Source organism: Streptomyces sp. B21-083 (genome assembly GCF_036898825.1).
GTDB lineage: Bacteria > Actinomycetota > Actinomycetes > Streptomycetales > Streptomycetaceae > Streptomyces.
Window position 1 is genome coordinate 2,419,696 of the sequence record NZ_JARUND010000001.1, and the last position, 25,979, is coordinate 2,445,674.

Annotated in this window: 27 protein-coding genes and 2 pseudogenes; 10 read left to right on the forward strand and 19 right to left on the reverse strand. The window is 69.9% G+C overall.

Going from position 1 to position 25,979, the window contains the following annotated elements; genetic code table 11:
- Positions 1–137 precede the first annotated feature (137 nt).
- From QA861_RS10905 to QA861_RS10935, 7 genes are all read right to left on the reverse strand, one after another.
- Positions 138–857 (reverse strand): DUF3159 domain-containing protein, encoded by a 720-nt coding sequence (locus QA861_RS10905; RefSeq protein ID WP_334588153.1) that lies wholly within the window; start codon positions 855–857, stop codon positions 138–140.
- 3 nt (positions 858–860) lie between these two features.
- Positions 861–1,259, reverse strand: coding sequence for an OB-fold nucleic acid binding domain-containing protein (locus QA861_RS10910; protein WP_334588154.1), 399 nt, complete (start codon positions 1,257–1,259; stop codon positions 861–863).
- Positions 1,260–1,327: 68 nt separating this feature from the next.
- Positions 1,328–2,011, reverse strand: a complete 684-nt coding sequence (locus QA861_RS10915) for a response regulator (protein WP_334588155.1) — start codon at positions 2,009–2,011, stop codon at positions 1,328–1,330.
- On the reverse strand, positions 2,008–4,626 hold the full coding sequence (locus QA861_RS10920) for a sensor histidine kinase (RefSeq protein WP_334588156.1): 2,619 nt from the start codon (positions 4,624–4,626) through the stop codon (positions 2,008–2,010). Before QA861_RS10920 ends, QA861_RS10915 begins: the two co-directional genes overlap by 4 nt.
- 185 nt (positions 4,627–4,811) lie before the next feature.
- Positions 4,812–5,579, reverse strand: coding sequence for a DUF3710 domain-containing protein (locus QA861_RS10925; RefSeq protein ID WP_334588157.1), 768 nt, complete (start codon positions 5,577–5,579; stop codon positions 4,812–4,814).
- Position 5,580: 1 nt separating this feature from the next.
- Positions 5,581–6,132, reverse strand: coding sequence for a dUTP diphosphatase (gene dut / locus QA861_RS10930; RefSeq protein WP_334590509.1), 552 nt, complete (start codon positions 6,130–6,132; stop codon positions 5,581–5,583).
- A gap of 11 nt (positions 6,133–6,143) precedes the next feature.
- The gene (locus QA861_RS10935) at positions 6,144–6,728 is read right to left on the reverse strand and encodes a PaaI family thioesterase (RefSeq protein WP_334588158.1); all 585 of its coding nucleotides are present in this window, start codon (positions 6,726–6,728) and stop codon (positions 6,144–6,146) included.
- A 58-nt stretch (positions 6,729–6,786) separates the two neighbouring features.
- Between QA861_RS10935 and QA861_RS10940 the strand changes: the two genes are divergently transcribed.
- Complete coding sequence (locus tag QA861_RS10940; protein ID WP_334588159.1) at positions 6,787–7,263, forward strand: DUF3093 domain-containing protein; 477 nt, start codon at positions 6,787–6,789, stop codon at positions 7,261–7,263.
- 108 nt (positions 7,264–7,371) lie between these two features.
- Here QA861_RS10940 and QA861_RS10945 read toward each other — a convergent pair whose 3' ends face one another.
- The 4 genes from QA861_RS10945 to QA861_RS10960 form a co-directional block, all read right to left on the reverse strand.
- Positions 7,372–8,292 carry a hypothetical protein gene (locus tag QA861_RS10945; protein ID WP_334588160.1) on the reverse strand — a complete coding sequence of 307 codons (921 nt, stop codon included), beginning with the start codon at positions 8,290–8,292 and terminating at the stop codon, positions 7,372–7,374.
- 13 nt (positions 8,293–8,305) lie between these two features.
- A complete protein-coding gene (locus QA861_RS10950; RefSeq protein ID WP_006380512.1) occupies positions 8,306–8,602 on the reverse strand; it encodes a DUF4193 domain-containing protein in 297 nt (98 codons plus the stop codon).
- A gap of 394 nt (positions 8,603–8,996) precedes the next feature.
- Positions 8,997–10,235 carry a sensor histidine kinase gene (locus QA861_RS10955; RefSeq protein ID WP_334588161.1) on the reverse strand — a complete coding sequence of 413 codons (1,239 nt, stop codon included), beginning with the start codon at positions 10,233–10,235 and terminating at the stop codon, positions 8,997–8,999.
- Positions 10,236–10,242: 7 nt separating this feature from the next.
- Positions 10,243–10,896: a response regulator transcription factor gene (locus tag QA861_RS10960; protein WP_006380516.1), complete on the reverse strand. Its 654-nt coding sequence runs from the start codon at positions 10,894–10,896 to the stop codon at positions 10,243–10,245.
- A gap of 434 nt (positions 10,897–11,330) precedes the next feature.
- Here QA861_RS10960 and QA861_RS10965 point away from each other — a divergent pair, with 434 nt between their 5' ends.
- Positions 11,331–11,504 carry a hypothetical protein gene (locus tag QA861_RS10965; RefSeq protein WP_330287334.1) on the forward strand — a complete coding sequence of 58 codons (174 nt, stop codon included), beginning with the start codon at positions 11,331–11,333 and terminating at the stop codon, positions 11,502–11,504.
- Positions 11,505–11,573: 69 nt separating this feature from the next.
- Here the strand turns inward: QA861_RS10965 and QA861_RS10970 are convergent, their stop codons facing one another.
- Together QA861_RS10970 and QA861_RS10975 are read right to left on the reverse strand one after the other, a co-directional pair.
- Positions 11,574–12,389, reverse strand: a complete 816-nt coding sequence (locus QA861_RS10970; protein WP_334588162.1) for an inositol monophosphatase family protein — start codon at positions 12,387–12,389, stop codon at positions 11,574–11,576.
- A gap of 8 nt (positions 12,390–12,397) precedes the next feature.
- Complete coding sequence (locus QA861_RS10975) at positions 12,398–13,525, reverse strand: ferrochelatase (protein WP_334588163.1); 1,128 nt, start codon at positions 13,523–13,525, stop codon at positions 12,398–12,400.
- A gap of 150 nt (positions 13,526–13,675) precedes the next feature.
- On the opposite strand from QA861_RS10975, the gene QA861_RS10980 reads away from it, so the two are divergent.
- The 3 genes from QA861_RS10980 to sepH all read left to right on the forward strand — a co-directional run bounded on the left by QA861_RS10980 (position 13,676) and on the right by sepH (position 17,625).
- Positions 13,676–14,914 (forward strand): MFS transporter, encoded by a 1,239-nt coding sequence (locus tag QA861_RS10980; protein WP_334588164.1) that lies wholly within the window; start codon positions 13,676–13,678, stop codon positions 14,912–14,914.
- Complete coding sequence (locus tag QA861_RS10985; protein WP_334588165.1) at positions 14,874–16,193, forward strand: D-arabinono-1,4-lactone oxidase; 1,320 nt, start codon at positions 14,874–14,876, stop codon at positions 16,191–16,193. The genes QA861_RS10980 and QA861_RS10985 overlap by 41 nt, the downstream gene beginning before the upstream one ends.
- A gap of 406 nt (positions 16,194–16,599) precedes the next feature.
- Positions 16,600–17,625 (forward strand): septation protein SepH, encoded by a 1,026-nt coding sequence (sepH, locus tag QA861_RS10990; protein WP_334588166.1) that lies wholly within the window; start codon positions 16,600–16,602, stop codon positions 17,623–17,625.
- Positions 17,626–17,709: 84 nt separating this feature from the next.
- Here the strand turns inward: sepH and QA861_RS10995 are convergent, their stop codons facing one another.
- The gene (locus QA861_RS10995) at positions 17,710–18,561 is read right to left on the reverse strand and encodes a sulfurtransferase (protein ID WP_334588167.1); all 852 of its coding nucleotides are present in this window, start codon (positions 18,559–18,561) and stop codon (positions 17,710–17,712) included.
- 381 nt (positions 18,562–18,942) lie between these two features.
- Between QA861_RS10995 and QA861_RS11000 the strand changes: the two genes are divergently transcribed.
- On the forward strand, positions 18,943–19,746 hold the full coding sequence (locus QA861_RS11000) for a VOC family protein (RefSeq protein ID WP_334588168.1): 804 nt from the start codon (positions 18,943–18,945) through the stop codon (positions 19,744–19,746).
- A gap of 18 nt (positions 19,747–19,764) precedes the next feature.
- Here the strand turns inward: QA861_RS11000 and QA861_RS11005 are convergent, their stop codons facing one another.
- Positions 19,765–21,159: an NlpC/P60 family protein gene (locus QA861_RS11005; RefSeq protein ID WP_334588169.1), complete on the reverse strand. Its 1,395-nt coding sequence runs from the start codon at positions 21,157–21,159 to the stop codon at positions 19,765–19,767.
- Between the two features lie 194 nt (positions 21,160–21,353).
- Positions 21,354–21,803 (reverse strand): annotated as a pseudogene (locus QA861_RS11010) (thymidine kinase); the annotation flags it as partial.
- Between the two features lie 5 nt (positions 21,804–21,808).
- On the opposite strand from QA861_RS11010, the pseudogene QA861_RS11015 reads away from it, so the two are divergent.
- Positions 21,809–22,498: pseudogene (locus tag QA861_RS11015) on the forward strand (tyrosine-type recombinase/integrase); the annotation flags it as partial.
- Positions 22,499–22,619: 121 nt separating this feature from the next.
- The gene (locus QA861_RS11020; RefSeq protein ID WP_334588170.1) at positions 22,620–23,135 is read left to right on the forward strand and encodes a hypothetical protein; all 516 of its coding nucleotides are present in this window, start codon (positions 22,620–22,622) and stop codon (positions 23,133–23,135) included.
- 343 nt (positions 23,136–23,478) lie between these two features.
- Here QA861_RS11020 and QA861_RS11025 read toward each other — a convergent pair whose 3' ends face one another.
- The 3 genes from QA861_RS11025 to QA861_RS11035 all read right to left on the reverse strand — a co-directional run bounded on the left by QA861_RS11025 (position 23,479) and on the right by QA861_RS11035 (position 24,444).
- Complete coding sequence (locus tag QA861_RS11025; protein ID WP_334588171.1) at positions 23,479–23,727, reverse strand: hypothetical protein; 249 nt, start codon at positions 23,725–23,727, stop codon at positions 23,479–23,481.
- Between the two features lie 23 nt (positions 23,728–23,750).
- Positions 23,751–24,071 (reverse strand): glycine zipper domain-containing protein, encoded by a 321-nt coding sequence (locus tag QA861_RS11030; RefSeq protein WP_334588172.1) that lies wholly within the window; start codon positions 24,069–24,071, stop codon positions 23,751–23,753.
- Positions 24,072–24,294: 223 nt separating this feature from the next.
- Complete coding sequence (locus QA861_RS11035) at positions 24,295–24,444, reverse strand: hypothetical protein (RefSeq protein WP_334588173.1); 150 nt, start codon at positions 24,442–24,444, stop codon at positions 24,295–24,297.
- Between the two features lie 250 nt (positions 24,445–24,694).
- On the opposite strand from QA861_RS11035, the gene QA861_RS11040 reads away from it, so the two are divergent.
- The gene (locus QA861_RS11040; protein ID WP_334588174.1) at positions 24,695–25,069 is read left to right on the forward strand and encodes a peptidase inhibitor family I36 protein; all 375 of its coding nucleotides are present in this window, start codon (positions 24,695–24,697) and stop codon (positions 25,067–25,069) included.
- On the forward strand, positions 25,066–25,962 hold the full coding sequence (locus tag QA861_RS11045; RefSeq protein WP_334588175.1) for a hypothetical protein: 897 nt from the start codon (positions 25,066–25,068) through the stop codon (positions 25,960–25,962). Before QA861_RS11040 ends, QA861_RS11045 begins: the two co-directional genes overlap by 4 nt.
- Positions 25,963–25,979: the final 17 nt, after the last annotated feature.

A 25,979-nucleotide genomic window follows, 5' to 3' on the forward strand; every position in this document is an offset into this window, starting at 1 on the left:
GGTCCCCCCTCTGGGGGAGCTTGAGGACGAGCGCGTTCAGCGCGACAGGGGGGTCTGGGGGCGCAGCCCCCAGGAACGGGATGGGACGGGTAGGGGCGGCGGGGGCCGAGACACCCCGACGCCCACCCCCACGCCCCCTACTCGGAAGAAGCAGCCGCAGCCTTCCGCTGCTCCTCCGCCCGCTCCTCCGCCTCCATCTCCGCGAACACATCGATCGGCGCCGGCGCCTTCGCCAGGAACACCCACGTGAGCCACACGGCCAGCAGGAACGGCGGGATCTTCAACGCCACCAGCACCCACCCGAGCGACGCGGTGTCCGCCCACCAGTACAGCGGGAAGAGAATCGCGCACTTGGCGAGCAGAATCAGCCCCCACGCCCAACTGGCCTTCGCGTACGCCTTCTTGCGCCCCGGATTGCGGGTACGCCAGGAGAGGTTCTCCTTGAAGACCGGGCCGAGGATCAGACCGAGCAGCGGAACACCGGCCAGCGTCGTGATGATGTACGCCAGCGCCAGCCCCAGCGTGTAGAGCATGCCGGGCAGATAGAAGTCCTTGGCATTGCCCGTCATCATCGCGAAGACGACACCAAAGGCGACACCGAACACACCACTGAAGGCGTGCTTGACGGTGTCCTTCATGACGAGGCGCACCACGACCAGCAGCACCGAGACACCGAGGGCCGCGATGGCCGACGAGTGCAGGTCCTTGTTGATCGTGTAGATCGTGACGAAGAGCAGCCCCGGCAGGACCGTCTCGATCATGCCCCGCAGACCGCCGAACGCCTCGAAGAGCGCGGCCTCGGTCACCGCCCTGGAATCGTGCTGGGCGTCTTCGGTCGGCTTGTCGAGCGACGTCACCGGCTACTCCCGTCCGAGGGGTCTCAGTTCGTATTTCGGATTGAACAGCACACGGCGGCCCCGGCTCATCGAGATCCGCCCCGACGCGATCAGCTTGCGTCCCGGCTCTATCCCGACGATGGAGCGTCTGCCGAGCCACACCACGTCCAGCGCGGCCGAGCCGTCGAAGAGCTCGGCCTCCAGGGCCGGAACCCCGGCTCTCGGCCGCAGCGTGACCGTGCGCAACGTACCAGTAACCGTCACCACCTGTCGGTCGTGGCAGTCACCGATGCGCGTACAGCCCGCGGTCGCGGTGTCCTCGCGCAGTTCCTCGGACTCCAGATCCTCCTGCGACGAGGAGAGCCGGTCGAGCATGCGCCTAAACCGGCCCACCGGCTTCTCGGAACGAGGAACAACACTCATACCTGAAGCGTACCGGCGCCCACCGACACCGACGTACCCCGGGAACGTGCGCATCCCCGGGAACGGCCCTACCGCTCGAACCGGTACCCCATCCCGGGTTCGGTGATGAAGTGCTTCGGATGCGAGGGATCCGCCTCCAGCTTGCGCCGCAACTGCGCCATGTACACGCGCAGATAGTTGGTCTCCGTCCCGTACGACGGCCCCCACACCTCCTGGAGCAGCTGCTTCTGGCTGACCAGCCGGCCCGTGTTGCGCACGAGCACCTCCAGCAGATGCCACTCCGTGGGAGTCAGCCGTACGTCGCGTCCTGCGCGGTGGACCTTTTTCGCGGCCAGGTCGACGGTGAACTCGTCGGTCTCCACCAGGACGTCGTCCTCGCCGCTGCCCGTGGGCTCGGCCCGGCGGACGGCGGCCCTGAGCCGGGCCAGCAGTTCGTCCATGCCGAAGGGTTTGGTGACGTAGTCGTCGGCGCCCGCGTCGAGTGCCTCGACCTTCTCGTCGGACGAGTGACGGGCCGACAGCACCAGGATGGGCACCCGGGTCCACCCCCGGAGCCCCTTGATCACCTCGACGCCGTCCATGTCGGGCAGTCCCAGATCGAGCACGACCACGTCGGGATGGCGGGCGGCGGCGAGTTCGAGGGCGGTGGCACCGTCGGAGGCCGCGTCGACCTCGTACTTGCGTGCCTTGAGGTTGATCACGAGGGCACGCACGATCTGCGGCTCGTCCTCGACCACCAGCACCCGGGTCATGACACCTGCCTCTCCGACTCCGCCGGCACTGCCGACCCCGCTGGCACTTCGGTTCCCATTTCCACGGCCCCCGCTCCCTCACTCCCCAGCAGCTCAGCCCCGTCGCCGGCCCCTGTTCCCATCCTCGCCGCCCGCACCGTGAGCACCATGCTGAGCCCGCCCCCAGGCGTGTCCTCGGCCTGGAGGGTGCCGCCCATCGCCTCGGCGAACCCCCGGGCCACCGCGAGCCCCAGCCCCACCCCGGCCCCGCGCGGGGCGTCACCGTATCGCTGGAAGGGCTCGAAGATGCGGTCCTTCGCCTCGTCCGGCACACCCGGCCCCCGGTCCACCACCCGGACCTCCACGCGCTCGGCGATCGCGCTGGCGGCCACCAGCACCGTCTCCCCGTCCGGGCTGTACTTGACGGCGTTCTCGACCAGGTTGGCCACCGACCGCTCCAGCAGACCGGGGTCGACGGCGACCATCGGCAGGGTCTCGGGAATGTCCAGCTCGACACTGTCCTCGGGCACGCCTCCCAGCGCCATCGGCACCACCTCGTCGAGGTCGATCTCCCTGATCAGCGGGTTGACGGTGCCGGTCTGGAGCCGGGACATGTCCAGCAGGTTGCCCACGAGATGGTCGAGCCGGTCGGCGCCGTCCTCGATGCCGGCCAGCAGCTCGGCCCGGTCCTCCTCGGACCACGCCACGTCGTCCGACCGCAGCGACGAGACCGCCGCCTTGATCCCGGCCAGCGGTGTACGCAGGTCATGGCTGACGGCGGCGAGCAGCGCCGTGCGGATCCGGTTGCCCTCGGCGAGGGTACGAGCCTGGTCGGCCTGGGACTGAAGGCGCCGGCGATCCAGCACCACGGCCGCCTGGGCGGCGAAAGCGGCCAGCACCCGCCGGTCGGCGGCGGGCAGGACCCGGCCGGACAGCGCGAGCGCCATGTGGTCGCCGACCGGCATGTCCACGTCGGCGTCCTCCGGCCGCGCCACCACCTGCCGGGTGCCGACGCTGCCCGCACAGGTCCACGGATCGACGTCGGAGACGCGCTCCAGCAGGGCCACGGAGTCCATCCCGAAGGTCTCCCGGACCCGGTCGAGGAGCGCCTCCAGGCTGGTCTCGCCGCGCAGGACGCTGCCCGCGAGGAAGGAGAGGATCTCCGACTCGGCCCGCAGCCGGGCCGCCTGATGGGTGCGCCGGGCGGCGAGATCCACCACGGACGCCACCGACACGGCGACCCCGAAGAAGATCACGAGCGCGACGATGTTCTTCGGGTTGGCGATGGTCAGCCGGTGGTACGGCGGCGTGTAGTAGTAGTTCAGCAGCAGCGAGCCGACCGCCGCCGAGGCCAGCGCCGGGTAGAGGCCGCCGAGCAGGGCCGCCGCAACCGTGAGCGCCAAGAACAGCAGCATGTCGTTGGCGAGGCCGAGGTCGACGGCGTTCAGCAGCAGCGCGAGGCACACCGGACCCGCCACGCCGACCAGCCAGCCCCAGACGATCCGCGCCCGACCGAGCCGTGCTCCCCGGGCCACGGGCAGCCCGCGCCCCTTGCCGGCCTCGTCGTGGGTGATCAGGTGCACGTCGAGGTCGGGCCCCGAGTCCCGGGCCACGGTCGCGCCGACCCCGGGTCCGAACACGTACTGCCAGGTCTTGCGCCGCGAGACGCCCAGCACGATCTGCGTGGCGTTCACGCCCCGCGCGAAGTCCAGCAGAGCCACCGGGACATCGTCACCGACCACGTGGTGAAACGTTCCTCCCAGGTCCTCGACCAGCGTGCGCTGGACCGCTAGCTCCTTCGGGGAGGCGTTGGTCAGACCGTCACTGCGGGCGACGTAGACGGCCATGACCTCGCCACCGGCGCCCTTCTCCGCGAGCCGTGCGGCCCGCCGGATCAGCGTGCGGCCCTCGGGTCCGCCGGTCAGTCCGACGACGATCCGCTCGCGCGAGCCCCAGATCCTGGAGACCTGGTGCTCACTGCGGTACTCGGTCAGGTACTCGTCGACCCGGTCCGCCACCCACAGCAGGGCCAGCTCCCGCAGAGCGGTCAGGTTCCCGGGCCTGAAGTAGTTGGCGAGAGCCGCGTCGACCTTGTCGGACTTATAGATGTTGCCGTGGGCCATCCGCCGCCGCAGCGACTGCGGGGACATGTCGACCAGCTCGATCTGGTCCGCGCGCCGGACCACTTCGTCGGGAACGGTCTCCTGTTGCCGTACACCGGTGATCGACTCGACGACATCACCCAGCGACTCAAGATGTTGGATGTTGACAGTCGATATCACGTCGATACCGGCGGCCAGCAACTCCTCGACGTCCTGCCAGCGCTTGGTGTTGCGCGAGCCGGGGATGTTGGTGTGGGGCAGTTCGTCCACCAGGGCGATCCGCGGCCGACGGGCGAGTACGGCGTCCACGTCCATCTCGGTGAACACGGCTCCGCGGTAGGGCAGCTCCTTGCGCGGAATCTGCTCCAGCCCGTGGAGCATCACCTCCGTACGCGTCCGGCCGTGGTGCTCCACGAAGGCGACCACACAGTCCGTCCCCCGCTCGACACGGCGGTGCGCCTCGGAGAGCATCGCGTACGTCTTACCGACGCCCGGTGCCGCACCGAGGTAGATCCGAAGCTTGCCGCGTCCCATGGCCTCATTGTCTTCCCGCGCCCGCCGACCACGCAGCGTCGACCCTACGTCCAGCAATGTCGACAAATGGGACGAGAAGCGGGGCGGAGCGGCTCTTTGACGCAACCCTGACGCGCCGGAGAACCGGGCACGGGCCGTACTCCTCGGTGAGGAGTACGGCCCGTGCCCGGAAAACGGTGCTGCGGTTAGCGGACCTCGGTGATCTCCGGTCCGCGCTGCAGCTGGCCCATGCCCCCACCGAAGCGGGAACCGGCCTGCTCCTCCTGCTGGACGCCCTCGGGCACCATCTGGGCGTCGTTCGGCAGCTTCAGGACGATCGGGTCGCGAGGTGCCATGGGCCCCTCGCCACGGACGACGACCGTGTCCCTGAAGATCTGCTCCAGCAGACCGGCGGCCTGCGGCTGCACGGCACCCTGACCGGAGATGACCCCCCGCAGGAACCACCGAGGACCGTCCACACCGACGAACCGTACGACCTGGAAACCGCCCGTGCCGTCCGGCAGTTGCACCGGCACCTGCGCACGCAGCTCCCAGCCCAGCGGCCCCTCGACCTCGTCGACGATGCCACCCTGCTGGGTGATGCCGCTGGCGATCTCCTCGCGCACCTCGCCCCAGATGCCCTCGCGCTTGGGCGCGGCGAAGGCCTGGAGCTGCACGGCGCTGTCGCGCAGCACGACGGTCGCCGCGACGATCGCGTCGCCCGCGACCTCTACCCGCAGCTCCATGCCGTCGACCCCGGGCACGAACAGTCCGCCCAGGTCGACCCGGCCCTCGCCGGGCTCGCGCACCTCGGTGTCGTCCCAGGGTCCGTCGGGACGCGGCTCCGGCTCCAGCCGGACGCGCGAACGCGAACCCGCTGCTTCGTCCGCCTCAGTGCCGACACTGTCGACGACCTGCTCGGCCTCGCCGGCCGCGTCCTCGGCGGCACCCTTCTTCTTGCGACGTCCGAACACGTCACTGTCCTTCCCGGTCGGATACGACCGAAGCGTATCGATTCCCACCCGTTGTGCCGCCAACCGCGGCCTGACCGCTGTGACCGCTCGCACCGCCCACCGAGGCGTGACCGCCGGTGGACCCGAAGCCCCCCTCGGCCCGCGCCGAGCCGGGAAGTTCCGCGACCTCCCGGAAGCGGACCTTCTCGACCTGCTGGACGACCAGTTGGGCAATCCTGTCGAAGCGTTCGAATCGCACGGGTTCGTGCGGGTCGAGATTCACCACGATCACCTTGATCTCCCCACGGTACCCGGCATCAACCGTCCCCGGGGCATTCACCAGAGCGACACCGCACCGGGCCGCCAGCCCCGAACGGGGGTGCACGAAGGCCGCGTACCCCTCCGGGAGCGCGACGGAAACCCCGGTCGGGAGAACAGCCCGTTCGCCGGGCGCCAGTTCGCATCCCCGTGTGGTCCGCAGATCGGCTCCGGCGTCGCCCGGCTGCGCGTACGCCGGAAGCGGTACGTCCGGATCGACGCGGCGGATGAGAACGTCCAGGGGCTCACGGCCCACAGGCGCGGGGCTCACGGGTTCACCTCGAATGCGCGGGCGCGCCGGATCTGGTCCGGGTCGCTCATGGCGGCCCGGATCTCCTCCGGGCGGCCGTTGTCGATGAAGTGGTCGACCTTGACCTCGATGAAGAGGGCCTGGGCACGCACCGCGACGGGCCCGTCGGGGCCGCCGATGCGTCCGGTGGCGGTCGAGTAGATCTTCCGCCGGGACACGGCCGTGACCTCGGCCTCCAGGTACAGCAGGGTGTCGACGGGGACGGGCCGGACGAACTCGGTCTCCAGCCTTCCGGTCACGGCGATGGTGCGCAGCAGCCAGTTCAGCGAGCCGAGGGTCTCGTCCAGCGCGCTGGCGAGCACACCGCCGTGGGCGAGGCCGGGGGCGCCCTGGTGGGCGGCCCGCACGGTGAACTCGGCGGTGACCGTGACACCGTCTCCGGCCCGGGCCGCGAGGTGCAGTCCGTGGGCCTGCCCGCCCCCACATCCGAAACACTGTTCGTAGTGGGCACCGAGCAGCTCGCCGGGCGCGGGCGCGTCCGGGTGCCGCACGGGCGCCACGGCGTCGGCGGGGGGCTGCAGAGCTGCTGAAGGACCACTCACAGCCGCAGACCTTACCCGCGAGTCGGCCCGCGACCGACACCATGCCAAGCTTGGCTCCATGCAGCTTTCCGCCTCCCCCTACGAAGAACGCCTCACGGCCCCGCGCTCCTGGTGGCTGATCTCGTTCCTGGTCGGCGTCTCCTTCGCCCTGATCCTGCTCCCGTTCGGCACGCTGCCCCTGCTGGGCGGCCTGGTGGGCGGCACCGCCGTGGCCGCCGTGGCGGCGAGTTCGTACGGTTCGATCCGGATCCGGGTCGTGGGGGACTCCTTGATCGCGGGAGAGGCGAAGATCCCGGTGGCGGCCCTGGGCGAGGCGGAGATCCTGGACGCGGAGGAGGCCCGCGCCTGGCGCACGTACAAGGCCGACACCCGCGCCTTCATGCTCCTGCGCTCCTACATCCCCACGGCGCTGCGCGTCCAGGTCACGGATCCCAAGGACCCGACCCCGTACCTGTATCTGTCGACGCGGGAGCCCGAACAGCTGGTCGCCGCCCTGGAATCGGCGCGGGCGGCAGCCGCGCGCGACGCGGGCTGAAACCGGCCGGAACCGCGGCTCGGCGCGCCTCGGCAAATTCTTCCTCGGCGGCGGGCAAAGACTTGCCCGCCGCGCCTGTACCCGGAGTCGTCCGCGCCCTCAGGCGCCCTACGTCCCGAGTTCCTTCGGCGCGCCGCCGAGGTCCAGCGCGTCGGTGGGTGGCTCCAGCGGGGGCAGTTCCGGGAGCTGCTCCCAGGGGACCTGGAATCTGCGCAGGTCCTTGCGGATGCGGTCCGCGAGTCTTCTGGTGTCGCGCCGGTTCATGACCGCGCCGACGGCGGCGCCCACCATGAACGGCATCAGGTTGGGCAGGTCGCGGACCGTCCGCTTCATGATCTGCTGACGCAGTTCGCGCTTCATCTGGCCGCCGAGGGCCGAGTTGATCGTCGACGGTTTCGTCACGTCGATCCCGCGCTCACCCGACCACGAGTTGAGGTAGGCGGTACTGCGCTGCTTGAGGCTGCCCGGCGGTCGTGCGCCGTAGACCTCGTGCAGTTCGGCGATCATTTTCAGCTCGATCGCGGCCACACCGGTGATCTCGGCGGCCAGTTCGGTCGGCATGGCCGGTGGCACCGGCAGCATCGCCGCCGCCCCGATGCCCGCGCCGACGGTCGCCGTGGCGCTCGCGGCGCCGGCGACGAGTTTGTCCGCGAGCTGCTCGGGCCCGAGGCCCGGGAACTGCCGGCGAAGGGTGGCGAGGTCGCGTACGGGGATACGCGGGGCGTTCTCGATGATCCGGTCGGTGAGGTACGCCAGACCCGCTCTCGCGCGGCTGCGGCCCTTGCGGACGCCTTCTCTGGCCTTCTGGATCGCGGCCGTCCGTCGCCCGGCGACGGGTGCGGAAGGCTCGGCCGGCACCGGGAGGTCATCCCCGTGGTCGGCCGGCCCGGCGGCCGGTTCGAGCGAGGCCGATCCTGTATCGGATGAGCCCCGCTCGTCGTCACGCACACCATGAGGGCCGTCCTGCGGCCCCTGGTCCGCTCCCCGTGAGGGGAAGCGGCGCTTCCAAGGAGGGGTCGAGCCAGTCACGGCCGACCCTGCCTCAGTCGCAGTCGCGGCAGATCGGCTGACCGTTCTTCTCGCGGGCCAGCTGGCTGCGGTGGTGCACCAGGAAGCAGGTCATGCAAGTGAACTCGTCCTGCTGCTTGGGCAGCACCCGGACGGCCAACTCCTCGTTCGAGAGGTCCGCTCCGGGCAGTTCGAGGCCTTCGGCGGCCTCGAATTCGTCGACGTCCACGGAGGAGGTCGACTTGTCGTTCCTCCTGGCCTTCAGTTCTTCAAGGCTGTCCGAGTCAACGTCGTCGTCGGTCTTGCGTGGGGTGTCGTAATCCGTTGCCATGTCGCGCTCTCCCCCTCTGGGTGTCTGCGGTGTCTCAGCGCAGGTAACGCGTGAGAGGCCGGACTTGTGCCCGACCTGAGGCGGAGATTTTGCCTCACATCAAGGTCTGTTACTCAATCGACACCCAACCGACCCCCTTGGGAGAGATCGGCATGGATGGCGATCGGGACCGTACACGGTCCGAATGCCGCACTTCAAAGGCGCCCCACCGTGTACTTCCCGTGATCAAGACCCCCGAAAACCCGGATTTACCGGGCCTTACGGCGAGTTGCATGATCACGGTGAGTGGATGGCGGGAAATTCGCCCTTGTGATCGATCACACACGAGGCCGCGGGGAGGGTACCCCGAAAATTCCGCGCAAAGCGAACATCCTCGCGTGTCGGCGACATGATCTCAGATCGGCAGGGCGACTCGCATCACGAGCCCACCCCCCTCACGCGGCTGGGCCGAGATGTGACCGCCGTGAGCGCGCGCCACAGAGCGCGCGATGGACAGTCCGAGGCCCACACCCTTGTCGCTGCCCGTACGCTCCGTACGCAGCCGCCTGAAGGGTTCGAAGAGGTTGTCGATCTCGTACGCCGGGACCACGGGACCCGTGTTCGAGACCACCAGCACCGCCTGCCCGTGCTGGACCTCGGTGGTCACCTCGACCCAGCCGTCCTCCGGCACGTTGTACCGCACGGCGTTCTGTACGAGGTTCAGCGCGATCCGTTCCAGCAGTACCCCGTTGCCCTGGACGACCGCGGGATCGCGCTTCCCACGGAACTCGACCCCCTTGGCCTCGGCCTCCGCGTGCGTCTGGTCGACGGCCTGCGTGGCGACCTCGGCGAGGTCCACCGGCTTGCGCTCGACGATCTGGTTGTCGCTGCGGGCGAGCAGCAGCAGCCCTTCGACGAGCTGCTCACTGCGCTCGTTGGTGGCCAGCAGCGTCTTGCCGAGCTGCTGGAGCTCCGGTGGCGCCGCCGGATCCGACAGATGCACCTCCAGGAGCGTGCGATTGATCGCCAGCGGCGTTCTCAGCTCGTGCGAGGCGTTGCCGACGAACCTCTGCTGGGCGGTGAAGGCCCGCTGCAGACGCTCCAGCATGTCGTCGAGGGTGTCCGCCAGCTCCTTCAGCTCGTCGTCGGGGCCGTCCAGTTCGATGCGGCGGGACAGGTCCGAGCCGGCCACCGCGCGGGCGGTGCGGGTGATCCGGCCGAGCGGCGTCAGGACCCGGCCGGCCATGGCGTAGCCGAAGGCGAAGGCGATCACGGCGAGGCCGAGGAGCGTGAGCAGCGAGCGGCTGAGCAGATCGTCCAGGGCGTGCTGCCGCAGGGCGTCGTTGCATGCCTTGAGCGCGGCGTTGAGCTGGTCGTCGTTGGTCGCCGCGTTCAGCACCGGGCACGTCTCGCTGGTGAAGCTGATGCCGCTTCCGGAAATCTGGAAGGACTGGTTGTTGCCCCCGCGGATGGCCTGGGCGGCCAGCAGGTAAATGATCGACAGCAACAGAATGCCGGCGATCAGGAACATGCCACCGTAGAGCAATGTGAGCCGTATGCGGATGGTCGGGCGCAGCCAGGGCAACTGCTGCGGTTTCCTCGGGTCCCAGGTGGGCTTCGGAGGCGCCTTCGGGGGGGCGGGTGTCGTGGCCATCGATTTATCAGATCCGGTAGCCGGAACCCGGCACGGTGACGATCACGGGAGGCTCGCCCAGCTTGCGGCGCAGAGTCATCACGGTCACGCGTACGACGTTGGTGAACGGGTCGGTGTTCTCGTCCCAGGCCTTCTCCAGGAGCTGCTCGGCCGAGACGACCGCGCCCTCGCTGCGCAGCAGCACCTCCAGGACGGCGAACTCCTTGGGCGCGAGCTGGACCTCCTTGCCGTCGCGGAAGACCTCGCGGCGGTTCGGGTCGAGCTTGATCCCGGCGCGCTCCAGGACGGGCGGCAGCGGCAGGCTCGTACGCCGGCCGAGGGCACGCACGCGTGCCGTCAGCTCACTGAAGGCGAAGGGCTTGGGGAGGTAGTCGTCGGCGCCGATCTCCAGCCCCTCGACCCGGTCGCTGACATCTCCGGAGGCCGTGAGCATCAGCACGCGTGTGGGCATGCCGAGTTCGACGATCTTGCGGCAGACGTCGTCACCGTGCACCAGCGGGAGGTCCCGGTCGAGGACGACCACGTCGTAGTCGTTGACGCCGATGCGTTCCAGCGCCGCCGCGCCGTCGTACACGACGTCGACGGCCATGGCCTCCCGGCGCAGTCCGGTGGCCACCGCATCGGCGAGCAGTTGCTCGTCCTCGACGACGAGTACGCGCACGTCGTTTGTCCTTCCTCGGGGTCGCCCGCGGGCCGGGACGGCACGTTGGCGGAAACTTTTCCTGCGGTCAGTCCTCCATCCTGCCGCTTTGGCCCGTAAACCGGTTGTAAGGGGCCCTTGGACGATCGCCGCATGGCATCTTCCCGGCCGACCGGAGCCGCTCCGGCGACCGGGGCGGGAAGAAATCTTGGCGGGCTGAGGTTTCCTCCGCGGGGAGCGGGGGGAGGACGGCTTTACACCCCGCGATCACGCTCTGCGTGTGCCATGACACCTAGTGGTACACCGAACCGCTTTCCGCAGAGCGGGCGTGGGTGTCCGGCACCGTCGCCGCCCGGCAGGGCAGCGCTGGGCACCCAGTTGGAGACGTGATCGCCCCTTCCGAATCGGCACACCCCCGTGCCATCGACCCACGACCCAGGACGAGGGGGCGCAGCATGGACGCATTCACCGCAGGACTTCTGCAGCGCATAAGGGCGACCGAGACCGACCTGACGCGGGCTCGCGACGAGGGCGACGACTTCCTCGCCGAGGTGGAACAGGCCGAGCTCGACGACCTGCGCCGTCTTGCCGCCGAACACGGTGTGGAAGTCGGCGCGGCCAGCGTCTGATCAGTCCGCAGGAGAAGACAAAAAGAGGGGCCCCGGCATCGATCCAGTGCCGGGGCTCCTCCCATTTCCTCAGTCGTGCCAGGCGCCGAAGTCCTCCAGGAGTCGCTGGAGGGGTTCGAAGACCCCGGGAGTGCCCGCGACCGTCAGATCGCGTGACGGGCGCTCTCCGGGGCGTCCACCGGTCAGCGCGCCCGCCTCTCGGGCGATCAGGTCGCCCGCGGCGACGTCCCAGGCGTTGAGGCCCCGTTCGTAGTAGCCGTCCAGGCGGCCGGACGCCACGTCGCACAGGTCGACCGCCGCGGAGCCGCCGCGCCGGATGTCGCGCAGGAGCGGGATCAGCCGTCGGGCCACCTCGGCCTGGTGGGCCTTGACCTCGGCGACGTAGTTGAAGCCCGTCGACACCAGTGCCTGGTCCAAAGGCGGGGCCGGGCGGACGGCGAGCCGGCGTTCGCCGTCCCAGGCGCCGGTCGCCCAGGCTCCCCCGCCGAGCACCGCGTGGTACGTCTCGCCCCGCATCGGCGCCGCGACCACGCCGACGATGCGCTCGCCGCCCTGCTCGGCCGCGATGGAGACGGCCCAGGTGGGCAGCCCGTACAGGTAGTTGACCGTGCCGTCGAGCGGGTCGATGACCCACCGGATGCCGCTGCTGCCCTCGCTGGAGGCACCCTCCTCGCCGAGGAAACCGTCGTCCGGGCGCTGCTCGGCGATCACGTCGGTGATCAGCTTCTCCGCCGCGATGTCCATCTCCGTGACGACGTCGATGGGGCTGGACTTGGTGGCGGCTACCGCGAGATCGGCGGGCCGGCCGTCCCGGAGCAGCTCTCCCGCGCGGCGGGCCGCCACCTGGGCGAGCCGGAGCAGTTCGGGCAGCAGGGGGTCGGTCACAGGAGTCCTCACGCGTACGGGCTGTCGGCGCCCGCGGCGGCGGGCCTGGGGGCACGGGACGGGCAGCAGCCCACGGGGCAGAGGTTCCGGGTAGCGCCGAGCGTGCCCAGGGCGCACGGGGTGACGTCCTGTCCGTTCTCGGTGGCGGCGCGCTCCAGGACGAGCTCGCGGATCGCGGCGGCGAAGCGCGGGTCGGCGCCCACCGTCGCGGAGCGGCTCATGGGCAGGCCCAGCTCCCGGGCCTTCGCCCTGGCCTCCGTGTCGAGGTCGTACAGGACCTCCATGTGGTCCGACACGAACCCGATCGGCGCGATCACGACGGCCGGGGCACCGGCGCCGTGCAGGTCCTCCAGGTGGTCGCAGATGTCGGGCTCCAGCCACGGGATGTGCGGGGCACCGGAACGGGACTGGTAGACGAGCCGCCACGGGTGGTCGACGCCGGTCCGCTCACGCACGGCGTCCGCGATCAGTTGTGCGGTGTCCAGGTGCTGCTTCACGTACGCCCCGCCGTCCCCGTGGTCCTCGACAGGCCCGGAGGTGTCGGCGGACGCGGTCGGGATGGAGTGGGTCGAGAAGGCGAGGTGCGCACCGTCCCTGGCGTCCTCGGGGAGGTCGGTGAGGGAGCTGAGCACGCCCTCGATCATCGGCTCCAGGAAGCCCGGGTGGTTGAAGTAGTGCCGCAGCTTGTCGACCTCGGGAAGGTCGAGACCCTCGGCCTCCAGGGCGGCCAGGGAGTCCGCGAGGTTCTCGCGGTACTGACGGCAGCCCGAGTACGAGGCGTACGCGCTGGTGGCGAGGACGAGGACGCGGCGTCTGCCGTCCTGGACCATCTCGCGCAGGGTGTCGGTCAGATACGGAGCCCAGTTGCGGTTGCCCCAGTAGACCGGCAGATCCAACCCGTGGTCCGCGAAATCCTTGCGCAGGGCGTCCAGGAGGGCGCGGTTCTGGTCGTTGATCGGGCTGACCCCGCCGAACAGGAAGTAGTGCTGTCCGACTTCCTTGAGGCGTTCCTTGGGGATGCCCCGCCCGCGTGTCACGTTCTCCAGGAACGGAACCACGTCGTCCGGGCCCTCGGGGCCGCCGAAGGAGAGCAGGAGCAGGGCGTCGTAGGGGGTGGCGTCGAGCGCATCTCGCATGGTTCCGATCCTGCCACCCCCCTCTGACAGCCGGGATCCCGGCCCGTCCCCGCGGGTGCGTGGGGATCGCCCGACCCGTAAGCTGTATCGGCCGTCTTCACGCCTTACCCACGTATCCGTCACGTCTTACCGGATCGACCGGAGTCTCCCGTGCCCAGCCCCTACCGCGCCCTGTTCGCCGCCCCCGGCTCCAGGCGCTTCACCGCCGCGGGGTTCCTCGGCCGGATGCCGCTGTCGATGATGGGCATCGGCGTGGTCACGATGGTCTCCCAGCTCACCGGCAGGTACGGGCTGGCGGGAGCGCTCTCGGCGACCATCGCCATGGCCGCCGCGGTGGCGGGCCCTCAGGTCTCGCGGCTGGTCGACCAGTACGGGCAGCGCCGCGTGCTGCGCCCCGCGACGCTCTGCGCCCTGGTGGCCTCGGCCGGGCTGCTGCTCGCCGCGCACTTCGGGTGGCCGGACTGGGTGCTGTTCGTGTGCAGCGCCGGCATCGGCTGCGTACCGAGCGTCGGGGCCATGACCCGGGCGCGTTGGGCGGCCGTCTACCGGGACACACCGCAACTGCACACCGCGTACTCCTTCGAGTCCGTGGTGGACGAGATCTGCTTCATCTTCGGGCCGATCATCTCGATCGGCCTCTCCACAGCGTGGTTCCCGGAGGCGGGGCCGCTGCTCGCCGCCTGTTTCCTGGCGGTCGGCGTCTTCTGGTTGACCTCCCAGAGCGGCACCGAGCCGAAGCCGCATCCGCGCGCGCAGCACAGGAGCGGCTCGGCGCTGCGCTCCTCCGGCCTCAAGGTCCTGGTGGTCACCTTCGCGGCGGTCGGGACGATCTTCGGGGCCGTCGACGTGGTCACCGTCGCCTTTGCCGAGGAACGGGGCCACAAGGCCGCCGCGAGCGTCGTACTGGCCGTCTACGCGGCGGGCTCCTGCGCGGCGGGAGCCGTGTTCGGGCTGCTGCGCCTCCCGGGAGCCCCGGAACGCCGGTGGCTACTGGGCATATGTGCGATGGCCGTGAGTATGATCCCCCTCCTACTGGTCGGAAACTTGCCGTTCCTGGCCGTGGCGCTGTTCGTTGCGGGGCTGTCCATCGCTCCCACGATGATCACGACGATGTCCCTCATCGAACAGCACGTACCACGCGCGCAACTGACCGAGGGCATGACCTGGGTGAGCACCGGGCTCGCGGTCGGCGTCGCGCTCGGCTCCTCCGTGTCCGGCTGGGTGATCGACGCCGCGGGTGCGAGGGCCGGGTACGGGGTTCCGGTGGCGTCCGGGGCCGTCGCGGTCGCGGTTGGTTTCCTCGGGTACCGCCGGCTGAACAGACCGGCTCCGTGTCGGGGAGGCACCGTTGAGCAGCACAGTGAGCGGCAAGAGCGGCACGTGGCGTAACTGGGCGGGCAACGTCACCGCCCGGCCCGCCCGCGAGGTCACTCCCGCTTCCGTGGAGGAACTGTCCGCAGCCGTTCGGAAAGCAGCCGCGGACGGTCTGAAGGTGAAGGCAGTCGGCACCGGCCACTCCTTCACGGCTGCCGCCGCCACCGACGGGGTGTTGATCCGCCCTCAACTGCTGACCGGCATCCGCAATATCGACCGCGAGAACATGACGGTCACGGTCGAGGCGGGCACTCCGCTCAAGAGACTCAACCTGGCTCTCGCCCGCGAGGGTCTGTCGCTCACGAACATGGGCGACATCATGGAGCAGACGGTCTCCGGCGCCACCAGCACCGGCACGCACGGCACCGGCCGCGAGTCGGGCTCGATAGCGGCCCAGATCAGGGCACTTGAGCTGGTGACGGCGGACGGCTCGGTGCTCGTCTGTTCGGAGAAGGAGAAACCGGAGGTCTTCGCGGCGGCCCGGGTCGGCATCGGCGCCCTGGGGATCCTCACCGCGATCACCTTCGCCGTGGAACCCCTCTTCCTGCTCACCGCCCGCGAGGAGCCGATGACCTTCGACAAGGTCACCAGCGCGTTCGACGAACTCTGGGCCGAGAACGAGCACTTCGAGTTCTACTGGTTCCCGCACACCGGCAACACGAACACCAAGCGCAACAACCGCAGTGCGGGCCCCGAGAAGCCGGTCAGCCCGATCAGCGGCTGGATCGAGGACGAGTTCCTCTCCAACGGCGTCTTCCAGGTGGCCCAGTTGGTCGGCCGCACGGTGCCCGCCACGATCCCGACGATCGCCCAGATCTCCAGCAAGGCGCTGTCCGCGCGGATTTACACCGACATCCCGTACAAGGTCTACACGTCTCCGCGCCGGGTGCGCTTCGTGGAGATGGAGTACGCCGTTCCGCGCGAGGCCCTGGTGGCGACACTGCGCGAACTCAAGGCGATGGTCGATCGGTCGGACATGCGGATCAGCTTCCCCGTGGAGGTCCGCACGGCCCCCGCGGACGACATCGCGCTCTCCACGGCCTCGGGCCGCGACAGCGCCTACGTCGCCGTCCACATGTTCCGCGGGACGCCCTACCAGGCGTACTTCACCGCCGCCGAGCGCATCTTCACGGCGCACGAGGGACGGCCGCACTGGGGCAAGGTGCATACACGGGACGCGGATTACCTCGCCGGCGTCTACCCGCGCTTCGGGGAGTTCACCGCGCTGCGGGACCGGCTCGACCCTGAACGCCTGTTCCAGAACGACTACTTGCGGCGGGTTCTCGGGGCGTAGCGAAGCAGTTGGTTCCGATTCCGATGTTTACGTGAACTGTGCTGCATCCGAGGTCACGCCACCGGTGGGGAACCGTCAACTCGCACTCACCGGCAGGAATTGGGTGGCGTGCCAATCCACGCACGTGGCCCAAATGGAGTACTGTTGCGAGCCCTGGGCCCGGTCTCCCGCCTGGGCGTCCGGGGTCTTTCCGGGATCGTCAAGAGGGGGCTCGTTGCACAGGGTGACGGAGTTTGTCACTTAGCGTTGCGAATAGATAACCGTGGCATAACGGCGACCTCGGGCCCCTGCCCGACACGCCGGGCAACTCGGCAAGGTTGTGGCAGGCTGCACCCGGGCAGGCCACACTCGACTAGCGGAAGCAGCGACGCACGTGACGTCGGCAGGCACCACCCGGGAGGTCCCCATGCCCGAACTGCGTGTCGTGGCCGTCTCTAACGACGGCACACGGCTGGTGCTGAAGGCTGCGGACAGCACGGAGTACACGCTTCCGATCGACGAGCGTCTGCGCGCCGCCGTACGCGGCGACCGTCCCCGCCTCGGCCAGATCGAGATCGAGGTGGAGAGCCATCTCCGCCCCCGCGACATCCAGGCACGCATACGTGCCGGTGCGTCAGCGGAAGAGGTGGCGCAGCTCGCCGGGATTCCGGTGGATCGCGTACGCCGCTTCGAGGGCCCCGTGCTGGCCGAGCGAGCCTTCATGGCCGAGCGGGCCCGGAAGACTCCGGTCCGTCGGCCCGGTGAGAACGCCGGTCCACAGCTCGGCGAGGCCGTGCAGGAGCGGCTGTTGATCCGTGGCGCCGAGAAGGACACCGTCCAGTGGGACTCCTGGCGCCGCGACGACGGCACCTGGGAAGTTCTGCTGGTCTACCTGGTGGCCGGCGAACCGCACTCGGCGAGCTGGACGTACGACCCGCCCCGGCGGCTCGTCCAGGCCGTCGACGAGGAGGCCCGCTCGCTGATCGGCGAGTCGGACGACCTCGCGGCTCCCGAACCCAGTTTCCCGTTCGTACCGCGCATCGCCCGGCTGCCGCGCGACCGCCCGCTGGACCGTCCGGCCCTGCCCGCGCCGTCGTCCGAGCTCACCGAGGAAGGCGTGAGCGCGAGTGAGCGTGACTCGCTGACGAGCCTCCTCGAAGCGGTACCGAGTTTCCGCGGCGACATGGTCGTGCCGGAACGACCCTCCTCCACCGAAGCCCCGGAGGAACCTGCACCCGATCCCGAGGCGGAGGAGCCCCCGGCTCCCGCGGCCTCGGCCGGTTCCGCGTACGCGGACGTGCTCATGCCCCGCTCGGTCGGCGCCCACCGCGACCGCCTGGTCGGGGCCACCGACCGCCAGGCCGAGGCGGACGGGGTCCGTCCCGGCCGTAGAGCGGCGGTACCGAGCTGGGACGAGATCGTGTTCGGCACACGCCGGAAGAACAAGGAGTAGTCACCCGTACGGACTACTCGGACGAATGTGGGGGCCGCATCCGACGGATGCGGCCCCCACATTCGTTCACACCCCCCGTTCGGGCTACTGCGGATCAGGCCCCACGGCCACGGGCCGCGCCGGGTCCCCCGACCATTCCGACCACGAACCGACGTACAGGGCGGCCGGAACGCCCGCCACCGCCAGGGCCAGGACCTCGTGGGCCCCCGAGACGCCCGAGCCGCAGTAGACGCCCACCGCGGTGGTGTCCGCCGCACCCAGGGTCTTGAAACGGGCCGTCAGCTCGTCCGCGGGCAGGAAGAGTCCGTCCGCGCCCACGTTCTCGTTCGTGGGCGCCGAGACCGCGCCCGGGATGTGTCCGCCGACCCGGTCGATGGGCTCGACCTCGCCCCGGTAACGCTCCCCCGCGCGCGCGTCGAGCAGCAGTCCGGAGCGGGCCAGCGCGGCGGCCCCGTCCGCGTCGAGCAGTTCCAGCGCTCCCGGCACCGGCGTGAAGTCGCCCTCGGCAGGCGCGGGTACATCCACGTCGAGCGCCCCCTCCCAGGACGGCAACCCGCCGTCGAGGACCCGCACGTCCGGGTGACCCGTCCAGCGCAGCAGCCACCAGGCGCGGGCCGCCGCCCAGCCCTGCCCACCGTCGTACACGACCACCGGGACGCCGGACGAGACGCCCGCGCGGCGCATGGCCGCACCGAACACCTCCGGCTCGGGCAGCGGATGCCGCCCGGCCGGCCCAGGAGCCGAGGCGAGTTCCCTGTCCAGGTCCACGAAGACCGCCCCGGGAAGGTGCCCCGCGGCGTACTCGGCGCGCCCGTCGAAAGGCACCGCGCCACCTGCGGCGGGCATGCTCAACCGCCAGCGGACGTCGAGGAGAACCGGCGGTCGGGAACCAGCCAGTTCGTTCACTAGTTCGGGTGCGGAGATGATGGCTTTCATGGCTCCATCCTTACCCACGGGGTGGCCGCGGCGGCCAGCTCGGGCTACTCTCCCGCCGGACAGGTTCGATCACGTGGCGTACGGGATCGGACACATGCTGTACGGCCGATGGATACTGTGCGGTAATCGCGCGGAAATGGGCAGGAAAAGCCGCTTCAGGCACCCTCGGGACGAGGACGTGCCACGTCGGCGCGGCCCGGGCGCGCGGTACCGCGGGTGGTGCGAGCATCGACACGGAGCGTTGCGGGTACGCGAGAACGCGGCCCGGCACGACCGACGTACACGACGGAGCACGCCCTACGGCGGCGTGCGACAGGTCCGCCGACGGGGCGGACAGCGGAAGTGACACGGCCACCGCGAGGGGTCGAGGAGAGAGTGACGATGACCGAGGCACGGGAGTCGGCCGGCCGGAACAACGAAACGCCCGCCCGGCACGCGCCCGGCACACCCTGCTGGGTGAGTCTGATGGTGCACGGGATGACAGCGACCCAGGAGTTCTACGGGGAGCTGTTCGGCTGGGAGTTCGAACCGGGTCCGCAGCAGCTCGGCTGGTACGTACAGGCCCTGCTGGACGGCCAGGAGGTGGCCGGGATCGGTCAGCTGCCCCCGGACCGCCACCTCCCCGTCGCCTGGACGCCGTACCTCGCCTCGGACGACGTGGACCTCACGGCGGAGATGGTCCGGCACTCGGGGGGCACCGTGGGGGTGGGCCCCCTGGACGCGGCCGAGGCGGGCAGGCTGGCGCTCGCCTCCGACCCGATGGGGGCGGTGTTCGGCATCTGGCAGACCGCCGCCCATCTGGGCACGGGCATCACCGGAGTCCCCGGCACCCCCGCCTGGAACGAGCTGGTGACCCGCGACTCGTCGAGCGTCGCCAAGTTCTACAAGACCGTCTTCGGGTACGAGGAGGAGCCCGTGGTGTCGGCGGACTTCGACTACGTCACCCTGCATGTCGAGGGCCGCCCGGTCGCCGGCATCCACGGCGTGGGCAACTTCCTGCCCCGCGACCGGGGACCGCACTGGAGGACGTACTTCGAGGTGTCCGACACGGACGTGGCGGCCACCCGGCTGGTGGACCTGGGCGGCCACGTCGTCAAGCCCCCGCACGACAGCGCACACGGCCGTGTGGCGACCGTGACGGACCCCGAGGGGGCGATGTTCTCGCTCATCCAGGGCGCCCACTGACGGAGCCCTGGAGGGCCCTTACGCGGGCCGCAGGACGCTGTGGATCGCCGCCTCACCGGCCGCGAAGATCGAGTCCTCGCGCACCCTCGACCCCGGACTCGGTGCGTGCATCATCATTCCGTCGCCGACGGAGATGCCCACGTGCCCGACATGGCCCGCCTCGCCGTGGAAGAAGACAAGGTCGCCGGGCCGGACGTCGGCGACGTTGATCACCGTTCCGGCGCTCGCCTGCTCGTGCACGGAACGCGGGAGAGCGACCCCGGCGGCCTTCCAAGCGGCCTGGATGAGACCGGAGTTGTCGTACGACCCCGGGCCGGCCGCGCCCCAGACGCACGGTCTGCCGATCTGCGCCCGGGCGAAGGCGACCGCCTTCGCGGCCTTCGCGCCGGACTCCGAGGCGAAGGCGATGCCGCTGCTCACGCCGGTCCCGGCGCCCGCAAAGGGCTCCGCACCGAAGTAGTGGGTCCCCGTGGCGTACGACGTCTGCGTGCCGTGGGGCGGTGTCTGTGTGCCGTACTCCGTCGCGTAGGCCGTCTGCGTGCCGTGCGGCGGCGTCTGCGTGATGTAGGGCGCCTGCGTGCTGTACGGCGTCTCCGGCACGGGGAACGGGTCGGCGACGGGGAACGGTTCCGTGACGAGGGGCAGTTCGGTGACCAGGGCGTAGTCCCCGTCGCGGAGCGTGCCCGCGTAGAGGGGGGTGGCCGCGTCGAGAAACGCGTCCGGGCCCAGGCCGGCCGGCTGCGGCAGCTGCCACTCCTCGGCGGGCTGGGGGCGAGCCTGCTCGACGGAGTCGGGAAGGCGCCAGATGTCCTCGGCGGGCAGGCCGCCGGTCGCCGGGAGCGGAGCCGCACCCTGGGCGGCCGTGGGGAACCAACTGGGCTCGGCCGACAGCGCGTTCGGGCTCCCGGGAGCTTCCTGCCGCGGCGCGGGCACGGCCGACAGCGCGGCCATGGGTGCGGCGGGCAGTTCGGCGACCGCCGCGGGCGGCAGCGCGGCCATGGGTCCGGGCGGCAGTGCGGTCGCCGGCCCCGCGGACAACGCGGCCACGGGCCCTGCGGAGAACTCCGGCACCGGACGGGCGGTCAACTCAGTGAGGGAGTCGGCGGGTCGGGCCGGCCGGGCCTCCGCCGTGCGGGCCGACCTCCTGTCGGGCGGCAGCACCGCCGGAACGGTCGGGCCCAACTGGGAGCGCCCCACGTCGAACCACGGTCGGGTGACCTCTTCGAGGGCGGGATCGGAGCGCCTGCGCGCGGTCTCGGGCGCCGGGTTGACGCGCCTGCGTATCCCCAGCTTCATCGCGCGGGTGGCGTTGAAGGTCCCGGTGAAGCTCTCGGCCTGGTCGTAGAGGCTGTTGATCCGTTGCTGGACCTCCTCACGGCTCGGCCCATCATCTCGGGTTCGTTCCGGCGCCATGGCGGGACGAGCTCCTTCCGTGGTACGTCTTCCCGGCCAACTGTCAGGTGCGGACAACAGGTTTGGGAAGGTGTTCGGAGGTCAACTTAGCCAACTTGTGTGCTTCAGGTGAAGATTGAAGCGCGAAATGCCCGATACGTTATTGTGACCTTCATCGTATCGGAACGGCTGGAAAGAACTGCCGAGCAGAACGATCAGGCCGAATTGGCCGGCAGGACGTCCGGAGAGATGGCGGAGGCGTGCGCGGAGGCGCTCGTCACACGGCGTCGGTGGTGGCGTCGGCACAGCACCTCGTAGTCGATCTCCTCGGCCGTGCGGTTCACGTCACCGACGACGACCTGCTCACCCTCCACGACCATCACACCGTCCACGGTGCGCGCGTTGTGCGTGGCCCGCGCCCCGCACCAGCACATCGCCTCCACCTGGAGGGTCTCGATCCGGTCCGCCAGCTCGATCAGCCGCTGGGAGCCCGGGAAGAGCTTCGTACGGAAGTCGGTGGCGATGCCGAACGCGAAGACGTCCAGCCCCAGGTCGTCAACCACCCGCGCCAACTGGTCGATCTGGTCCGGCGCGAGGAACTGCGCCTCGTCCACGATCACGTAGTCGACCTTGCCGCCCCTGGACATCTGGTCCACCAGATAGGCACGGCCCGGCTGTCCCGGCCTGGACGAAGCGGATGGCGGTGCCCGACTCCGAGACCCCGGCCCGCTCGAAGATGGCCGTGCACAGGCTCATCGCCCGGCGCGAGGTCCACCTACGGGAGAAGACGCTGTGGCGGATGCTCTACGAGACCGCGGGGCGGTCCGAGGAGATCCTCGGCGTGAACATCGAGGACCTGGACCTCGCCGCCCGCCGCTGCCCGGTCAAGGCCAAGGGCGCCCGCAGCAAGGCCCGCCGCCGAGGACAGGCCCGCGAGGACTTCGTACTGGAGACCGTCTACTTGGACGCCGGCACCGTCCGGCTCCTGCCCCGCCTGCTGCGCGGCCGCAACCGTGGCCCAGTGTTCGTCACTCACCGGCGCCCCGGCCCGGCCCGGGGAAGGTCGTCAGCCCGCGCGACGTCTGCCCGGACACCGGCCTGCTCCGCCTCTCCTACGGCCAGGCCCGCGCCCTGCTCGATGAGCACACCGCCGTGCGCGGACCGGGGACCGGCTGGGACCGCACGAGTACCGCCACTCCGCCCTCACCCACCTCGGATCAGCAGGGAGCCTCCCTGCTGATACTGATAGCCAAGTCCCGGCACAAGAAAGCCGGAGAACGTCCGCCGTTACTACAAGCCGTCCCCCGAAGCGATCTCTGAGCTGACCAGCCTGCTCGCCCCCGGCAACACACCCCGCTGAAGACCCTGCTGCGCATGAACCCGGCTTGCCGCTGCACGCCTGCTTACACCGAACACAATCCTTGGATTGCATCCTTGGATTTACACCTTGACTTCAATCCAAGAATTGATACCTTGGGTTCATGTCAAGCAATGAGAAGCCTCGCCTCATCCCGACCGGCAAGTGCTGGTGCGGCTGTGGGAAGGACGTCGGCCTGGGCAAGTTCTTCGCGGCCGGCCACGACAAGATCGCCGAAGCAGCGCTCATGGCCCTCAAGTACGACGGGTCCGTCGCTCAACTGCTCCACGCCCACGGCTTCGGCTCACACCATTCCGTCCGCCACGCCGCCGTCGCCGATCCGGACTGCTCGTGGGAGAAGTGCTCTGACTGCAACTACAGCGGCGCCCCTGCCAGCATCGCCAACCACCGCAAGAAGGATCATCCCGACCGGCATGTCCTCGCCCAGGCGATTCGCGCCCTCGGCGGCACCTGGGATCCGCAGCGTGCCATCAAGACTCTGGACGACCACGGGCACACGTGGGAGGACCAAGGGGCGGCGGAGAAACGGGTCCGGCAGATCCTGCGCGACCTGTGCGCGGACGGGCTCATCGTCAAAACCGACCCTCAACGGGCTGTCTACAACCTCGTTCAGGAGTAGAGCCAGGGACACGGCGGCACCCAACGGACACAGATCGCCTGGCGCTACGGCCCAGTTCCCGTACAACTGCCGCCAAGTGTCGAGCAGCTCTCCGTAGGCACCTTTGACCTGTGACGATGCTGAGAGACCTGTTTCCGATTTCTCGGCACAGGAAGCGTTCTGACGCCGGATCAGTGCGTCTACCTGCGAGGTACTCGACGTTCGGGATTCGTGAACTCGCTCCTGGGCCCAACACCCTGACGCGCCCGCTCGCGGAGTTCCTGAACGGACCGACGGCGCGCTGACGCGAAAAACCCGTCCGGCCAATCCCCTCGCAGGGACCGGCCGGACGGGCGGGTTGCTGTCAGCGGTCCAGCGTCCCCTCGGGGATCAGGTGGGGTGCGCGGGCTCCGAGGATGCCGAGCACCTCCCTGATGGCCGGGCCTCGGAGTTCAGGGAAGAACGTCTCGTCGATCCGGACTTCGCGGGCCCAGATCCCGGCGAGCGACTCGGCGCACAGCTGGGCGAGGATACTGCTGAAGTCCTCGCGCCGCAGGACGTCGAAGATGGCCATCAGCTGGACAGCTACAGGGTCGTCTGGCGGTCGGGTCATCGACATGGCCGTGGCCGTTCCTCTCAGAAGAGATCCATGATTCCTTCGGCGATGCTCTCACCGACGCCGCTGCCTACGATGCCGCCCACGACTCCCCCGACGACTCCGCCGACCACGGTCCCCAGCCCCGGGAACGCACTGCCGATGGACGCTCCGACCTCGGCCCCGTAAGCCGCGCCGGCCATACCTCCGGCGAGTCCGGCAGCGTCGCGGGTCGCCGTGGCGACCTTCTGGTCGCTGAGAGCCGAGGCGACGTCATAGACGTCGTAGGCGACCGCCGCCCCGAGCAGTAGCTTGCCGCCCACCCGGACCCCGCTCTTCATCAGGTCGATACCGGGTTTCACCCACGGCTCCTCCAGTGGGATGTGCGAGAGGTTGGCGTTGGGGTCGTTCGACCCCAGGAGCGGGGCACTCTCGCTTCCGGTCTGCCCCTTGAACGGGTTGGTGTACGTGCCTTGCGCATCGAGTCGGGCCGTGATCCGCGGCTGGTCGCTGCCGGGCTGCAGTCCTGGCGTGTTGCTCGCCTGGACAGGGTCGCCGCGCCGTGCGCGTCGTTGAACAGGAACTTCAGCCCGCCGCCCACGAGACGGAGCGGACCGCGATGGCCTGTCCGGCGCCGCCGCCGTGGGTGTACGTGCGGACCGCGCCGAGCAGGACGTTCGAGGAGACACTCGTGTTGACGAGGATCTCGGTGTCGCCCGCGAACGGGCTCGGCACCGTGGAGCCGGCGGCCGACCACGTGAGGTCTGTCCCAGACCCATCCCAGCCGTCGGCGAAACTCCAAGCTCAAGCGGCTGACGCTGTCCCATCATCCCACCGGGACGCGTTTCGTTGCAGCCGTCGGTGCGCCCTGCCAGCGTCGGGCCCGGTGCTGAAGCACTGCCGGGTGAGCGGACAGCGCCCGCCCGCGCCACCGCAACTCCGCGTCCAGCGGACGCGGCCCTTGAACAACGGAGGAACTCCCAGTATGAAACGAATTCTCGTCAAGGCCGGCATCGCTCTGGGGAGCGTGGCGCTGGCCGCCACCGGCGCATTCGTCACGGCCAGCCCCGCGAATGCGTCCTGGTCGGAATGTCCCGCAGGCTCGCTGTGCGCCTATCTCGCCCCCAACGGCTCGGGCGCACCCGGGAAGGTCTCCGACGACAACAGCAATCTGCTCCAGTACAACAAGTTCGACAACGCCGAGTCGCTGTACAACCACGGCAACAACTGCAACGTCCGCATCTTCTCGGGCCTGGGCTACACGGGCTCCAGTTACGTTCTCGACCGGGGCATGACCAACCCCACCCTCGCGAACACCGTGTGGTGGCACAACGTCGCCTCGAACGACTGGTGCGTGTGAGCGTATTCACGGCGCGGCGGATGCTCCTGACGGTGCTCCTGGCGCTGGCCGCGGTCGGTTGCTCCCCTGACGGGGAGCCCGGCCGCGGGCCCGCCGCGCTCGACATCCGCCCCTTGTCCGGTGCCACCGCATACAGCCACGCCGACGCCGTACGCCTGCACGACCGCGAGGAGGATGCCATTGCCGTCTGCATGACCTCCCGCGACTTCGCCTATGCGAAGCAACCCCGAACCACGTCCGCACGCAGCGAGGAGACCAATCCGTATGGACTGCTCACTCCGGAGAAGGCGGCCGCGGACGGATACGGGATCGTCGGCGAGTTCCTCCATCTCAAGTCCGCGCCTTCTCCCGTCGAGGAACCTCGTGAGCCGGCCTGGCAGCAAGCCTTGACAGGCACGCCGAAGCATCGGGTGACCATGCGGCTGCCTGACGGTGTCAGCCTCGAATACGCCACCGATGGCTGTGTCGCCCGGGCCCGCGCCGAGACGTACGGGTCGGAATGGAACACCGTGGAGCCCTACACCGTGGGGCTGGCAAACCGTGTGATCGCCGCTGTCGAGGCGAACCCGGGCTACCGGGCAGCCATCCGGCGCTGGTCCTCGTGCATGACGCGGGCGGGGCACCGGGCGGCGAACCTCCAGGCGCCGCGCACAGCCCTCAACTCCCGCCTGCCGAAGGCTGCTAAGAGTCCTGCCGCCCTGCGCACGCTCGGCCGTGACGAGATCCGCCTGGCGAACGCTGACGCCCGATGCCAGGTCGAAACCGGTCTGGCCGGAGCCGTCGAGGTCGTACAACAGACGGTCGAACAGCGCCTGCTCACGGCCGACGACAGAAGGACCATCGCGCGTTACACCACAGACAAACACAAGGCACTCGCCGCCGCCGACCGATGAGAAGCCTGCGGCGCCGA